The sequence below is a fragment of the Vagococcus elongatus genome, assembly GCF_003987645.1.
GTDB classification, from domain to species: domain Bacteria; phylum Bacillota; class Bacilli; order Lactobacillales; family Vagococcaceae; genus Vagococcus_A; species Vagococcus_A elongatus.
On the sequence record NZ_NGKA01000003.1, the window covers coordinates 45681 to 60502 of the forward strand.

A 14822-nucleotide genomic window follows, 5' to 3' on the forward strand; every position below is an offset into this window, starting at 1 on the left:
TGTTGCTCAAAGGAGTCAACTTTTCCGATTGTTTTTTAAAAATACATTTGATTGATGTTTTCTTTAATCATTTGGAGTTCCTTAGCACTTGGAATGAGAGAAATATAGAATATCTCTTGGGAAAAGGAAACTTCAATCGGATAGTTTGAAATAATGATGTCTTTTTTTTCAAGTTTACTTTCCTGAAGCTGGGAGAGACTGGCGTCGATTAATTGAACTCGAGTTCCCAATAAATCAGTCAGTTCTTTTAATAAGAAACTTTTCCATGCAGGTTCTCCCTGAAAGATAAAGTAAGCATTTATTTTGGGCGGATTTACTTTCATGATGGCTTCTTGTATCAGCAGGGTGGCTGTATTGACAATATAATTTGACCGAGGCAGATTTTCCAACAAATCACTTTTCTCGATTTCTTCAAAGACGTAAGTATAAATGCTTAAAAATCGGTGATAGCCAATATCCAAAATGTCCTGAGACTCAGAAAAAATATCGGAAAGTTGTTTTGATTCGTGATACTTTAAAAAAAATAAAAATAAATTTTCGTTTAAATTAGTCGTAAATAATTTTGGCTGCTCGATAGCCTCCCCGATGCGGTAAACAGCTCGGGTACACCGTTCATTCATATCATAATAGTTTTCATGAAACATCAAAGAAAGTTTTTCTGGCCAGTGATTATTGTAATTCCAGCTTTCCAGATAACAAAAAAAGCTGAAAAACTCTTCTTCTCTTTTTAAGATGATTCCTTCCATGGCGTACAACGCATTTAATTCTTCTCGGTACAAGTTAAAAAGCGGGTCCTTCTCATTAAAAATGAATTGGCTGATACTGCACCCTGCTTTGATGCGGATGGCATTGACGAAAAACCAGCAAGTGCCAAATATTTCTTCTGTCATCACGTGAATATTTTTCTTGCTTAACCGGGTGATGAAGCGGATATAATTGACTTGATGGACAGGGTAGTTTTCAAAAAAGAAGTTATTATGAGTGAAAGGGACCAATAGTCGCTGATAAAAGACCCTGATATTGATTTCTTCCCCCAGCCATTGCAGTGTGCTGTGGTTTAATTGAATCGCTAAATTATATATTGTTCCAACTGCCGGTTTAGCTTGATAACGTGTCTTCTAAGGGTTTCATAGGAGGTGCCGAATTCAGTGATAAAGTGATGGGTGTGGATTTTTTTTCGATACAGCAGAGATTTGGCTAATTGTATCCCAAGAGACATTTTCATAAAGTGTTCCCACACTTTCGAGATTGGGTGGTGATTATCAGAATGCAAGATTAAGCCCGTGTTTCCTTCAGATTCTATACGCCATCCTTCCGGCAGCAAGAGACGAATGGAATGAATGTCATTAAAAACAGTCCTTTCGGAAGAGCTGATAGCGTGGGCTATTTCTTTAGCTGTCGATTGTTGCTGCTCCATCAAGAGTTCCAGTATCCTGATTTGCCGCCGTAAATCTTTTTCCGTAATCAATTCTTTCGCAAGTGAATACATACTTACTCCTTTCTGGAAATATAACGATTATTATCAATCGAAATGTTTAATTTACTGATTTTAACTCTAGGATATCGTCCCTCCTTCAGAGCATCTGCTAATATTACTTCCTTTGTTTAAATAACGGATTCCAGCCAATAAATAACATGATTATATTATATCATGTTCGTCTGTCAAGTTAAAAATATTATTACTAAATATAAATGGGCATCTTTTTTTAAACAAATAATCGTTTATTTATTGAGGTTGTAGTTATGCTGTAGTTGATTTTGTCTGATAATAATTATTTTTTATCAAATGTTTTGGATTGTTAGCAGGGTTGATAAATATAACGTTATCTAGATGAGTTTCGTAAATGGGACCTTAGGGGAAAAGTTTGAGAAAGATCATCAAAGAAAGTATGGAAATGAAAGTGTAAAATACAGGTCAGGGGAAAGTAAATAACGTATTTTAAAAAAATAAAAGCTAGGCAGATGGCAGTTAGTAGAGTTTTTTTTAAAACTTTGATAAGCTATAACACATCAACGATTGAAAGAATTATATCTGTTATAATAAAACTTGTGTGAAAAAATGAGGAAAGATTCGTTGTTTCCAGAACTTTATCAGCGGACACGCTTGCCCCACTAGATTTAAACAATACGAGCGGTCATGCTCAGTGTCTTGCATACATGACAAAAACGAACACACAACTGGAATTGTTTCATCATAGATGATGCTCAGGGGCTAATGGAAAGGAAAGATAATGATGCTTCAATTAAAAAATATTAGAAAAGTTTATGAAACTGGCGACACAGAAGTAGAAGCGTTAAAAGAAATTGATTTGTCTTTTAGAAAAAGCGAGTTTGTTTCTATATTGGGTCCGTCTGGCTGTGGTAAAACAACCTTGCTGAATATCATTGGAGGTTTGGACCGTTATACTAGCGGAGATTTGATTATCGACGGGGTGTCAACAAAAGAGTATAAGGATGCCGACTGGGATATTTACCGCAACAACTCCATCGGTTTTGTTTTTCAAAGTTACAATCTGATTCCTCACCAAACGGTTTTGTCTAACGTAGAGCTTGCGTTGACCTTGGCTGGTGTGTCAAGGGAAGAACGGAAAAAAAGAGCAGTGGAAGCTTTGGAAAAAGTCGGGTTATCAGATCAGCTGAATAAAAAACCTAACCAAATGTCCGGGGGACAAATGCAGCGTGTGGCGATTGCCAGAGCTTTGGTCAATAATCCTGAGATTTTATTGGCAGATGAGCCTACCGGTGCTTTGGATTCTGAAACAAGTGTCCAAATTATGGAATTACTGAAAGAAATCGCCAAAGATCGTTTGATTATCATGGTTACCCACAATGCTGATTTAGCTGAGAAATATTCTACCAGAATCGTTCGATTGCTTGACGGTTCAATCCTGAGCGATGACAACCCTTATATGATTGATGAACAGAAAAGTCAATTGAAAAAGAAAAAAAAGAAAGTGTCCATGTCATTTATGACAGCCTTGTCTTTGAGCCTTAAAAATTTGCTGACGAAAAAAACGCGGACACTGTTGACGGCTTTTGCCGGAAGTATCGGGATTATTGGTATTGCCTTGATTTTATCCCTGTCCAGCGGTATGCAATCGTATATTTCCAGTATGGAAGAAGACACATTATCCAACTATCCCATTGAAATCCAAAGTCAATCAGTAGATATCGCCAGTATGATGGGTTCGATGATGGAAGCCAATAATAAGAGCGGCGTGGATCATAAGCTGGATAAAATATACTCCAATAACATCACCACCAACATGGTCAATACCATGTCTGAGCAGTTATCCAACAATGATTTAAAACAATTTAAATCTCATGTTGAAGATTCTAAAAAATTTAAAGAGCTGACGAATTCGATCAAGTTTGGTTACGATGTCCAACCGCAAATTTTTCAATCTGATACAGATGAGAAAATTTTACAAGTTAACCCAAGTGATATTTATGAGAAGTTGGGATTCAACAGTGCAATGGGTTCAACCGGCGAAAGCAACAATATGTCGGCAGGTGTCTCCATGCCCGGCAGTGAGACTTGGGAAGAATTAATAGACAATCCCAAACTGCTGGAATCTCAGTATGATGTACTAAAAGGTACTTGGCCCAAAAAATTCAATGAAGTTGTGTTAGTGATTGACCAAAATAACGAAGTCAGCGATTCTGTTCTATATTCTCTTGGCTTGATGGACAGCAGCGAGTTGGAAGAAACTGTTAAAGAAATCAAGGAAGGAAAAGAAAACATAGAAACCAAGTCTGAAGTTTCCTCTTTCAGTTACGATGAGATTCTGCAGACGCACTTTAAGCTAGTATCGAATACTGACTACTATGTGGCAGAAGATGGCAGATGGCTTGATAAAAAAGAAGACATTGATTATATGAAAGATTTGATTGGCAAGGGGACAGATATCAACATCGTAGGAATCATCCGTCAAAAAGAAGAAGTGACCTCTACTTCAATCAGCGGTTCCATCGGCTATCTGCCTGAATTGACCAATTTCGTCATTGAAAATAATCGAAAAAGCGAGATTGCGCAAGCCCAGCTGGCGGACAAGGAGACAAATGTCTTCACTGGCAAATCTTTTGATAAAGAAACCTATACCCAAGGGCTGACCATAGAAGATGTAAAACAATATGTGGCTACTCTGCCCATGAAAGAACAGGAGCAAGCGCAAACGATGATGCAGATGATGCCGGAAGAGGAAGTTGTGGCGATGATGTCAGAACAGCTGGCCAACAACTTTGACGAAACGGCAACTTATGACACGAATATCAGCACCTTGGGAATTATTGATTTAGAAAACCCAAGCAGTATCAAGCTGTATCCGAAAGATTTTGAATCAAAAGAAGAACTGCAAAACTTGATTAAAAAGTACAATGACAAACAGAAAAAAGCCGGACATGATGAATATGTCATCAATTATACAGATATCGTCGGGGTAATGATTGCCTCTATGACATCGGTTATCGATATCATTTCTTATGTGTTGATTGCTTTCGTAGCGATTTCTCTAGTGGTATCTTCTATCATGATTGGTATCATTACTTATATCTCTGTTCTTGAACGGACGAAAGAGATTGGTATTTTGAGAAGTATCGGTGCTTCTAAAAAGGATATTTCAAGAGTCTTTAATGCTGAGACGGTGATTGAAGGTTTTGCGGCAGGAATCATTGGTATTTTAATGACCCTTGCGTTGAATATTCCAATCAACATGGTCATCAAGTCTTTAGTCGGCGTTTCCAATATTTCTGTCCTGCCAGTTTATGGAGGGGTAGGGCTGATTATCATCAGTATTATCTTGACCGTCGTTGCCGGCTTTATTCCAGCCAAGGTGGCTGCGAAGAAAGACCCTGTGGAAGCTTTACGGACAGAATAATTTAACGGACACACCGAAAGATGAAAAAATTATCGGAAAAATAAATAAACTCACTAGCAAACATTTGGTCTCCCATTGTTTTCTAGTGAGTTTTTATAGTTTTGATAAGATACTATTCAGTTTCTTCTTCATCTAGTAATTGAAGGTCGTGGTTAAAATAATTTTTATAGGCATGATACCCTGCAATAATCGACCCTAGGCTGGTGGTGGACAAGAGCATAAAAGTGACCATGATTTGATATTTGATTGCATGGAGAGGGTCGACACCGGCAAACATCAGGCCTGACATCATACCGGGAAGACTGACAAGACCCACTGTTTTTGCAGAGTCAATCGTCGGCTGCATACCGGTTTTAATGCTCTCTCGTAAAATCGGCAGAGAGGCCAGTTTGATTGTAGCCCCAAGTGCCAGTTTTTCCAGCACTTGTTGACGCTGGTCATGAAACTGTTTATTGAGACTGCGATAGCACAATCCGATGGCTACCATTGAATTGCTGGCAATCATTCCGCTGATAGGGACAATTTGAGAAGGAATAAATCGAATAGCCCCTGATAACACTAAAATTCCGAGAGTGATATATGTACTGATAAAAATAGCAGAAAACGAATGCCAGTAATTTTTTTGAGTGCTGGGATTTCTTTTATAGGCATTCCATGAGGCATTGACGACGATAAATAAACTCATGGCTGAAGTCAGGACGAGATTATTTAGTTGAAAAATATAGGTGAGCACGTATCCAATGATCGAAAGCTGGATGACGGCCCGGACAATCCCGTAAAGAATATCTTTTGAGAGACCCAATTTCTCTTTGCTGCTCACGAAAACAGCGACTAAGACCAAGGCAAATGCCAAAACAAGAGAAAGATTATTCACCGCCAGCTGTTCCATTTAAAATCTCTCCTTTCACGATAGTGATAATATGCTCTGCTTCCTGAATTTCGATTTCATCGTGGGTTACTTTTAGAACGGTGACTCCTTTAGTGTGAATCAAGCGAATAAGTTCAAGGACGATTTCTTTGCTTTTTTCATCTAGTCCTGAAGTAACTTCGTCCAGCAAGAGTATTTTTGGTAAAAATAAAATATTGCGTATTAAAGCCACCCGTTGTTTTTCACCGCCGGAAATCTCAGTGATTTTTTTATCCAAAAAACTTGTGGGCAAGTCGACCAGTTCCAAATGTTCCTGCACCATCTCTTGGTTGAATTCTTCATCTCTGACTAAAAAAGGAAAAACCAGATTGTCCTTGACCGTAGCGCCAAAAAGAGCGGGCTGTTGGAAGCAGTAGGAAACTTGCTGGCGATAGTCAGTCAACTGGAACGAGGACTGAAACTGATTTTCAAATAAGATTTTTCCGTCCGTTGGTGTGATAAGAGAAGCTATCAGTTTAAGCAGAGTGCTTTTTCCGCTGCCTGAAGGCCCTGTCAGGGTCAGAAAGGCTCCTTCTTCGACAGATAAATCAATGTTTTTTATGATTTTTTGCTGTTTGCTTTCAAATGACACATTTTCAAGAGTTAAAATAGGCATAGTCTGCATCCTTTCTTAATTGTGACATGATTCATTATAGTTATACCGGACGAAACAATCAATTGTTGTTTGATAAGATAGCTGAGTCAGCAAAAAGAGATGTTAAAACTTACACATCCCTTTCAAAGACCTTTTGAATAAATTGGACTGTTTTTTCAAAACTAACTTTTGCTTCCTCGGTGGTAAAATCAAATTGATAATCGTGTTTCACTGATTTTCCGTAATCTTCGTAGAAAAGCGAGGTTACAGGGACATCTAATTTATTGAGCACTTGGACCAAAGCCATTCCTTGCTTGCTAAAAGAAAATGAGTTGCCGTCTGTGATATAGGAAGGCGGAAAATCTTTCGTAACCTTATCCAGCAGAGAGGCTTCTAAAAGTTCAGGTTGCTGCTGCCATTTCTTGGTCCCCAGCAACGCCCATGCCACGGTGTCAGCTAAAAACTTTTGAATGAATGAGACCTGATGTCTTTCTGTCATTTGTTTTAAATCATAGGGACCGCAACATAAAATTGCCCCCTTTAACACATGGGCAGGTAACACTTGGGACATACCGATTTTTTTGCCATAGGCGGCGTTTGTTTGAGTGATGATAAATTGAGCTGCTATTTGGGCACCGGCAGAATCTCCACCAAAGAGCAGTTGAGAAAAATCAAGCATTGGAAATTTTTCCTGATTTTGATAAAAACAGTCAAACATTTCTTTCGTTTGCTTCAACTGGCCGGGATAAGTAGAGCTTGGAGCCAATTCGTATCCCATAGCGACAACTGCAATTTTCCCTGCATTAGCCAAATAGACAGCAAATTCTTCCACATTTTCTTTGCCGCCAGAAATAAACCCGCCGCCGTGAATCCAAAACAACACAGGGAAAGGCCCTTCCTCGTCAGGATAATAAATATCTGCCTGATGGTTTTTAAATTGGGAAGTGTAAGAAACGTCAGCGATTTTCTTGATGTTCTTTCGTTCCAGCTGAAACCTTTCCGGACAACTGATATTTTTCGTCAGACGGAAGAAAAAATCAAGAACTTTTACAGACAAGGTCAAGGATGACGTTACACTTAGTACAATAACTGCTCCCAGAAGAAAGATGCCAGAAGCAAAAAGAATCAAGTTAGGCATAATGAAAACTCCTGCTATATTTTGATAGGTGCTATGTTGACTTAGGAAGAGTGCTTCTGATTGTAAACACGTTTAGCTAAAATCTCTAATATATAAGTTACAGGAAGTTGAGAAGTGATATTCGTGTCCTGAAACATTTCTGTACCAGTATAATAAGGAATATTGACATCGGACATGTTCGAAATAGTTGAATTCGAGCTGTTTGTGATAGAAATTATTTTTGCCTGATGGATTTTCAACTGATTAATGTAATCAATAAGGTCTTGATTTTCCCCCGACACAGAAAGAGAAACAAGACAAATCCGCTTGTTCAACTCACGAGAGATGTTAGTCAGCGGTGTGTTTAGCGGGTCCGTAATCGGCAAGGCTAACGTAAACATCGACGAAAATAGCATCGCACCATAAGCTGCAATGATGCCTGAAGAGCCGATTCCAACAAAAAGTACTAAGTCCACTTCCAATAAAATTTCTGCGGCTTCATCTATTTTTTGTTGAAAACTGTCATTGGTCGTCCGTCTTAAAAAATCGATGTAGGGCATTTCGTCCACTCTTTGAATATCTTGGTGTTTTTCAGTTTGTTCTTTCACATATTGCTGCAATTTTAATTTGAAATCTGTGAAGCCTTCGCATTCAAATTTTTTACAAAAACGTAAAATAGTTGTCGTGCTGACATGTGTGGCACTGGCCAAATCTCTGATACGCATATAGATGACTTTATCGACATTGGCGGCAATATAATTATAAATATCGATTTCCACATTTTTCAATTCTACTTTATGAGGCAGAAATAGCAAAACAGCCCCTCCTTTTATCAGTTTTTTTTCACTTGTTATCTAGGTTATCTTCCCTTGATTATAAAAAACCAGCGGATGTCAGTCAAGCGTGAATGTGACAAGTTGTTTTTTTATGTGAATTTTTACTTTAAATGTGATACTCTCCGTTTTCTCTCCAAAGTATTTACAGTCAGAGATTTGGCAGATATAGTAAAAGAAAGACAACGACTGAAATGAGAGAGAGGCATTGAGATGGCAAAAAAACTAAAAGTGGTAACGATTGGCGGAGGTTCCAGCTATACGCCAGAGCTTGTGGAAGGATTTATTCAACGATACGAGGAATTTCCGATTTCAGAATTATGGCTGGTAGATATTGAAGAAGGGAAAGAAAAGCTATCTATAGTAGGTGAAATGGCAAAACGGATGATTAAGGCGGCAAAAATCCCTTGCGAGGTCCATTTAACATTGGATCGACGTGCGGCTTTAAAGGACGCAGACTTCGTTACGACACAATTAAGAGTAGGGTTGCTTGACGCCCGTATTTTAGATGAAAGAATTCCGTTGAGTCACGGGATGATTGGTCAGGAAACGAATGGCGCTGGCGGTATTTTTAAAGCCTTGCGGACAATTCCGGTGATTTTATCGATTGTAGAGGACATGAAAGAACTGTGTCCTGACGCTTGGTTGATTAATTTTACCAATCCTGCCGGAATGGTGACAGAGGCTGTCCTACGCTACGGAAAATGGGATAAAGTCATTGGTTTGTGCAATATCCCCGTGAATGCCGTAGTAGAAGAAACAGAACTCTTGGGAGAAAAATCTGGCGATGTCTTTTTCCATTTTTCCGGTATCAATCATTTGCACTGGCACACTGCAGTGGATAAAAAAGGCAATGACCGGACAGATGAATTGATTCGCAAAATGTACGGGAAAGATCACAATCCATCAATTGTAGCCAACATCAAGGATAACCGGCTGATTTATGAGCAGGTGGCTAATTTGCACATGGTGCCTTGTCCCTATCATAATTATTATTATTACACAGATAAAATGCTGGCAGAAGAATTGGAAGACTTTAAAGCACATGGCACACGGGCAGAAAAGGTCAAGAAAATCGAAGCAGAATTATTTGAATTGTATCGCAATCCTGAATTGGACTATAAACCTAAACAGTTGGCTGAACGAGGAGGCGCCCGCTACAGTGATGCCGCTTGTGAAGTCATCAGCTCTATTTACAACGACAAGCAGAAAATCATGACTGTCAGCACATTGAACAATGGAACGATCACTGATTTACCGGATGATTGTGCCGTAGAAGTAACGTCTCTTATCACAGCTAGAGGGGCAGTGCCCTTCAACTTTGGCAGTTTCGAACCTAAACAGCGAGGGTTGCTGCAAGTGATGAAAGCCATGGAACAGCTGACGATCGAAGCAGCGGTGACAGGAGACAGAGGCACATTACTGCAGGCATTTATGATGAATCCCCTCATTACTAGCGGGGACATTGCACAAGTAGTCATGGAAGAGATGTTAGAAGCGCATAAGAAATATTTGCCGATCTTTTTTGACGAGACTACCACAGTCTAAAAATGAGTATAAAATGAGTTTGGAAAGCACCGGTTTTTGAGAAGAATTCAGCATAAAAATTTTATTTAATATTAAAGCAGCTTAGTGACAGGGCTGCTTTTTTGATTTAATCTAATAGAAACTTGTTTAGAGATTTGTACTGATGCTTACTAATATTTTCTAGACTGTTATAGCGAACTAATTAATGGTAAAATGAAAATTAAATGAGAAAACTTGAAAAGGGTGGTTAAATGTTTGAATTTAAAGGAGTTTCTTTTGAAAGAGAAGATGCCCTCATTCTAAAAGAAATTGACTGGCAGATGAAAAAGGGAGAACATTGGGCTATTTTAGGTCTGAATGGCTCGGGAAAAACGACTCTTTTAAAAATGCTTAATGGTTATTTGTGGCCATCTAAGGGAGAGTTGACGGTTTTAGGTCACAGATTTGGCAAGACTTCTATTCCGGAATTACGGAAAAATATCGGCTGGATCAGTTCGGATTTGCAGGAGCAGCTAAGAGCGCACGATATAGCCGAAGATATTGTGTTGAGCGGCAAGTTTGCCAGCATCGGCGTGTGGGTGCCGACGACCAGCGGGGAAAAAAATAAAGCAAAGCAGACACTTATCGAGTGCGGCGGTGAGCATTTGATTGGTAAAAAATACGGTATTCTTTCTCAAGGGGAGCAACAGCTGGTCTTGATTGCACGGGCATTGATGGCAAACCCGTCATTGCTTGTTTTTGATGAACCGTGTAACGGTTTGGATTTATTTGCCCGGGATGCTCTTTTAAAAAGGATTGACACTATCGGACAGAAAAAATCTGACATTGGTTTGATTTTTGTGACTCACTATATCGAGGAGATTCCAGAAGCTTTTGACAATGTGCTATTGTTAAAAGAAGGTGAAATTTTCGCTAAAGGCAAACGAGATGACATGTTTCAGCCAGAGTTATTGAGTCAGTTTTATGATGAAAAGGTAAATGTGGTAGAGCTTGCTCCCAATAGAATCACAATCACACTAGAATAATATCAACCTAAAAAAACACTAATCAAAGTGTTTTTTTTATTTTTTTATAAATCTGCGGGGGAGGAGACACTAGAGAATAGAAACTTTAGATTTTTTGAATTACGTTACGATTGCTTAACGTTCGTAACAAAAATATTACGCTTTTATGAAACATTTGCAAAAATGGATAAAAATTGTTGCGTATTTACATTAAATAGTATATTTTAGAACAATCAACAAAACGTTGTTATTTAATTTCGGAAAATATTTTTTGATGATGAAAAAAAGTGTGATTTTTTTTGATGAATGATTAGATTGAATGGTGATTTTTTTAATTGGATTCCATAGGGGTTTATTTGCTAATATAAAATAAAACATTGGTGATACAAGGGTTTTGTTTCTAGTGATTGTCATTGAAGAGTACTAATCAAGTCATGGCTGTCTGGGGAATCTAATGAAAAAATTTTCAGAAACATTTTTATTTATTCGCCAACTGTCTGAAAAGTGATTATAAACAATAATATTTTAGTTATTTATTAAGGATGGGGAATAATTTATGCTATCTGTATTCAATGGATAAAATTTTAAAGACTTATTAATCGAAAAATCAGCAATTATTTTATTTATTATTTAAAGGACTGTTTTTCTTTGATAAGAAAAGTACGATTGCTATGGAGGCATAGAAATTATTCAAGAGGACATAGCAGAGGGTCAAATAAATACTTTTTAATCGAGAGGACAGCATTTCAATGTGACGAAGCAGATGGATTTTGGCTATTTATCAAAATAAAGGGGCAGATGTATCAATGTCGACTCCCCTCAACACTACTGATACATACTGGCATGTGATGTTTTTAAAAGAACGTGGCATGATTTCATGACATTCCCAACAAATATCAGAGCCCTTTATTTTGAATTGACGATAGATAACGGAGGTGAGGCTAAGACAAACAAGCAAATGAAAATAGTAACTATGGATTATTCTAAACAGAGGATGCATCCGAGAAGTCTGACGAGATGCATTCTTTTTATGTTTATCGACGAAAGTTTCAACAACTTAGTTTGGATTTAAGCTGCTTCTCGATACATCCATCCTGATAATTCAGAAATTAAAACTTAGTGAGAGTCACGGTTTTCTATTATGTAAGAAAACTGCGGCTTTTTTTGTGTTTATTAAATATTTTTTAGTAAGTGTCTTTAAAAAAGAAAGTTTATCATAGATTATTAATGAGCTCCTCTAAATTATTGAAAAGCATAGCCTAAGTTAAGGATAATGGTATAATAAAATAAAGCGTTATCAATACCCTTGGGGTTTATTTAACGAACATAATAATCATGTGTTAAAAAATGGGATTGAGTTGCAGGAAAAATAAAAAGCAAAGAGGTAGAGGTTAGATGAGCAGAATTGAACGAGACAGTGTTGGAGAGTTAGCAGTTCCAAAAAACAGTTATTACGGTGTGCATTCACTAAGAGCAAAGAGGAATTTTGATATCACAGGTCAGGCATTTTCCACAGATTTTATTCAAAGCTTGGCGCAGGTCAAGAAAGCAGCTGCCCTCGCTAATTATCGTTTGGGTTTATTGAGTGAAGAAAAAATGACTGCTATCACGAAAGCGGCGACAGAAATCATTGAGGGGCAATTTCATGATCAGTTTATCGTGGACCCAGTCCAAGGAGGAGCCGGCACCAGCAGCAACATGAATATCAATGAAATGATTGCCAATCGGGGCATTGAAATTTTAGGGGGAGAAAAAGGAGATTTTTCTATTCTTCATCCTATTGATGATGTGAATATGGGGCAATCAACTAATGATGTTTTTCCAACGGCAGGCAAGCTGACAATTTTGAAGCAGATTCCGTTATTGCTGGAACAGTTGGAAGGATTGAGCCGCAGTTTTAAAAATAAATCTGAAGAATTTAAAGATGTTCTGAAGTTAGGGCGGACACAGTTGAGTGATGCCGTTCCTTTAACACTAGGACAGGAATTTCATGCATATTACTCTGTGACTGAAAGAGGAATTAAGCGTTTGAAAGCTGCAGTTTTTGAGATGGAAAGCATAAATCTTGGCGGGACGGCTATCGGTACAGGGATTACAGCAGATCCGTTATTGTCTGAGACCGTTTTACCAATTTTAAATGATATAACGGGTGAAAATCTGACGATAGCAGAAGATTTAATTGATGGAACACAAAATATTGATTGTTATTTAGTCATCTCCAATGTCCTGAAAACAATTGCTTTAAGTTTATCAAAAGTAGCAAATGACATCCGGCTGCTTTCTTCAGGACCGCGGGCGGGAATCGGCGAAATCATCATTCCTTCTAGACAAAATGGTTCTTCTATCATGCCGGGAAAAATAAATCCCGTCATTCCGGAGGTCTTGACTCAATGTGCTTTTGTGGTGGCGGGAAACGATACTACCATCAGTATGGCAGTTGAAGCAGGACAGTTGGAGCTGAATGCCTTTGAGCCCGTTATTTTTTATAAATTATTAGAATCTTTCCTATTGCTGACGAATGGGATACATACTTTCACAGTCAACTGTGTGGACGGGATTCAGGCAGATGAGGTCCGTTGTCAGGAAAATTTGGAACGCAGCACGTATTTAGCAACAGTTCTTTCTAAAACTATCGGTTACACTGAGTCGGCAGATATCGCTCAGGAAAGTCTGGAAACAGGGATGAGCATCAGAGAAGTTGCCCGCAAGCATGGTGTTAAGGATGAAATACTCGATCGTCTTTCTTACAACTAATGAAATGTGCAAAATGAAAGGAAGAAATTATGACAACTATTGAGAGAGCTTTAAAAATGCACGAAGAACATCAAGGGAAAATCAGTGTGGAAAGCAAAGTGGCGGTCACAAACAGAGAAGAACTAGCCTTGGCTTATACGCCGGGAGTGGCCGAACCATGTAAGCGAATTGAAAAGAATCCTGAAGACAGTTATCGCTACACTAGTCGCGGCAATCTCGTAGGGGTAGTGACAGATGGCAGTGCTGTACTGGGGTTAGGAAATATCGGTCCTTTGGCTTCGATGCCAGTGATGGAAGGGAAGTCATTATTATTTAAACAATTCGGGAAAATCGATGCTTTTCCAGTGGCTTTAGCAGAACAGGATCCTGATAAATTAGTTGAGATCATCACAGCTCTTGCGCCGACATTTGGAGGCATTAACTTGGAAGATATTTCTGCTCCAAAGTGTTTCGAGATTGAAAAAAAATTGCAGGAATCTCTAGAGATCCCAGTTTTTCATGATGACCAACACGGCACTGCCATTGTTGTGGCAGCAGGACTTATCAATAGTTTGAAGATTGTGAATAAAAAAATCAATGAGATTAAAGTTGTCCTTAATGGTCCGGGGGCGGCTGGAACGGCAATTATTTATTTATTATTGCATTTAGGAGTAACAGATATTATTGCTTGCGACAGCAAGGGATTAATTTATGAAGGCAGAGAAGGATTGGCGGGAACTTATAAAGAAGACTTAGCTCAAAAGACCAATCAAAAGAAAATCAAAGGAAAGCTGTCAGATGCCATCAAAGGAGCAGATGTCTTTATCGGGGTGTCTATCGCAGGGGCGTTGACTGTCGAGATGGTCAAAACAATGAAAAAAGATCCAATCGTCTTTGCCATGGCTAACCCGACACCTGAAATCATGCCCGACGAAGCTGCCAAAGCTGGAGTCAAAGTCATGGGGACGGGGCGTTCCGACTTTCCTAATCAGATTAATAATGTCTTGGCTTTTCCAGGGATTTTTAGGGGAGCATTTGATGCAGGGGCCAAAAAAATCAATGCAGAAATGAAAGAGGCGGCAGTCTATGCTATTGCAGAATTGATTGAAGCTGATAAGCTTTCTCCGGAATATGTTATTCCCGATGTGTTTGATGAGCGGGTTTGTCAGTCTGTTGCAGAAAAAGTAGCAGAAGCTGCCCGGAAAAGCGGTGCAGTTTATTAGTTAATG

The 14822-nt window shown here is 38.6% G+C and carries 11 protein-coding genes; 5 read left to right on the top strand and 6 right to left on the bottom strand.

What is annotated here, in order from left to right; translation table 11 throughout:
* Window positions 1-35 precede the first annotated feature (35 nt).
* Window positions 36-890 (bottom strand): hypothetical protein, encoded by an 855-nt coding sequence (locus CBF29_RS03035; RefSeq protein ID WP_126807183.1) that lies wholly within the window; start codon window positions 888-890, stop codon window positions 36-38.
* A 179-nt stretch (window positions 891-1069) separates the two neighbouring features.
* On the bottom strand, window positions 1070-1489 hold the full coding sequence (locus tag CBF29_RS03040) for a helix-turn-helix domain-containing protein (RefSeq protein WP_126807185.1): 420 nt from the start codon (window positions 1487-1489) through the stop codon (window positions 1070-1072).
* A 745-nt stretch (window positions 1490-2234) separates the two neighbouring features.
* On the opposite strand from CBF29_RS03040, the gene CBF29_RS03045 reads away from it, so the two are divergent.
* Window positions 2235-4877 (top strand): ABC transporter ATP-binding protein/permease, encoded by a 2643-nt coding sequence (locus tag CBF29_RS03045; RefSeq protein WP_126807188.1) that lies wholly within the window; start codon window positions 2235-2237, stop codon window positions 4875-4877.
* 112 nt (window positions 4878-4989) lie between these two features.
* Here CBF29_RS03045 and CBF29_RS03050 read toward each other — a convergent pair whose 3' ends face one another.
* The 4 genes from CBF29_RS03050 to CBF29_RS03065 form a co-directional block, all read right to left on the bottom strand.
* Window positions 4990-5766 carry an ABC transporter permease gene (locus CBF29_RS03050; protein WP_126807190.1) on the bottom strand — a complete coding sequence of 259 codons (777 nt, stop codon included), beginning with the start codon at window positions 5764-5766 and terminating at the stop codon, window positions 4990-4992.
* On the bottom strand, window positions 5744-6400 hold the full coding sequence (locus CBF29_RS03055) for an ABC transporter ATP-binding protein (protein ID WP_126807192.1): 657 nt from the start codon (window positions 6398-6400) through the stop codon (window positions 5744-5746). Before CBF29_RS03055 ends, CBF29_RS03050 begins: the two co-directional genes overlap by 23 nt.
* A 109-nt stretch (window positions 6401-6509) precedes the next feature.
* A complete protein-coding gene (locus CBF29_RS03060; protein ID WP_126807194.1) occupies window positions 6510-7517 on the bottom strand; it encodes an alpha/beta hydrolase in 1008 nt (335 codons plus the stop codon).
* A 41-nt stretch (window positions 7518-7558) separates the two neighbouring features.
* On the bottom strand, window positions 7559-8311 hold the full coding sequence (locus tag CBF29_RS03065) for a MurR/RpiR family transcriptional regulator (RefSeq protein WP_126807196.1): 753 nt from the start codon (window positions 8309-8311) through the stop codon (window positions 7559-7561).
* A 231-nt stretch (window positions 8312-8542) separates the two neighbouring features.
* Between CBF29_RS03065 and CBF29_RS03070 the strand changes: the two genes are divergently transcribed.
* The 4 genes from CBF29_RS03070 to CBF29_RS03085 all read left to right on the top strand — a co-directional run bounded on the left by CBF29_RS03070 (window position 8543) and on the right by CBF29_RS03085 (window position 14816).
* Entirely contained in the window at window positions 8543-9877 is a 1335-nt protein-coding gene (locus CBF29_RS03070) for a 6-phospho-beta-glucosidase (RefSeq protein WP_126807198.1), read from the top strand.
* Between the two features lie 230 nt (window positions 9878-10107).
* Window positions 10108-10881 carry an ABC transporter ATP-binding protein gene (locus CBF29_RS03075; RefSeq protein ID WP_126807201.1) on the top strand — a complete coding sequence of 258 codons (774 nt, stop codon included), beginning with the start codon at window positions 10108-10110 and terminating at the stop codon, window positions 10879-10881.
* Between the two features lie 1374 nt (window positions 10882-12255).
* Window positions 12256-13614 (top strand): aspartate ammonia-lyase, encoded by a 1359-nt coding sequence (locus CBF29_RS03080; RefSeq protein ID WP_126807203.1) that lies wholly within the window; start codon window positions 12256-12258, stop codon window positions 13612-13614.
* Window positions 13615-13643: 29 nt separating this feature from the next.
* Window positions 13644-14816 carry an NAD(P)-dependent malic enzyme gene (locus CBF29_RS03085; protein ID WP_126807205.1) on the top strand — a complete coding sequence of 391 codons (1173 nt, stop codon included), beginning with the start codon at window positions 13644-13646 and terminating at the stop codon, window positions 14814-14816.
* The last annotated feature ends 6 nt before the right edge of the window (window positions 14817-14822 follow it).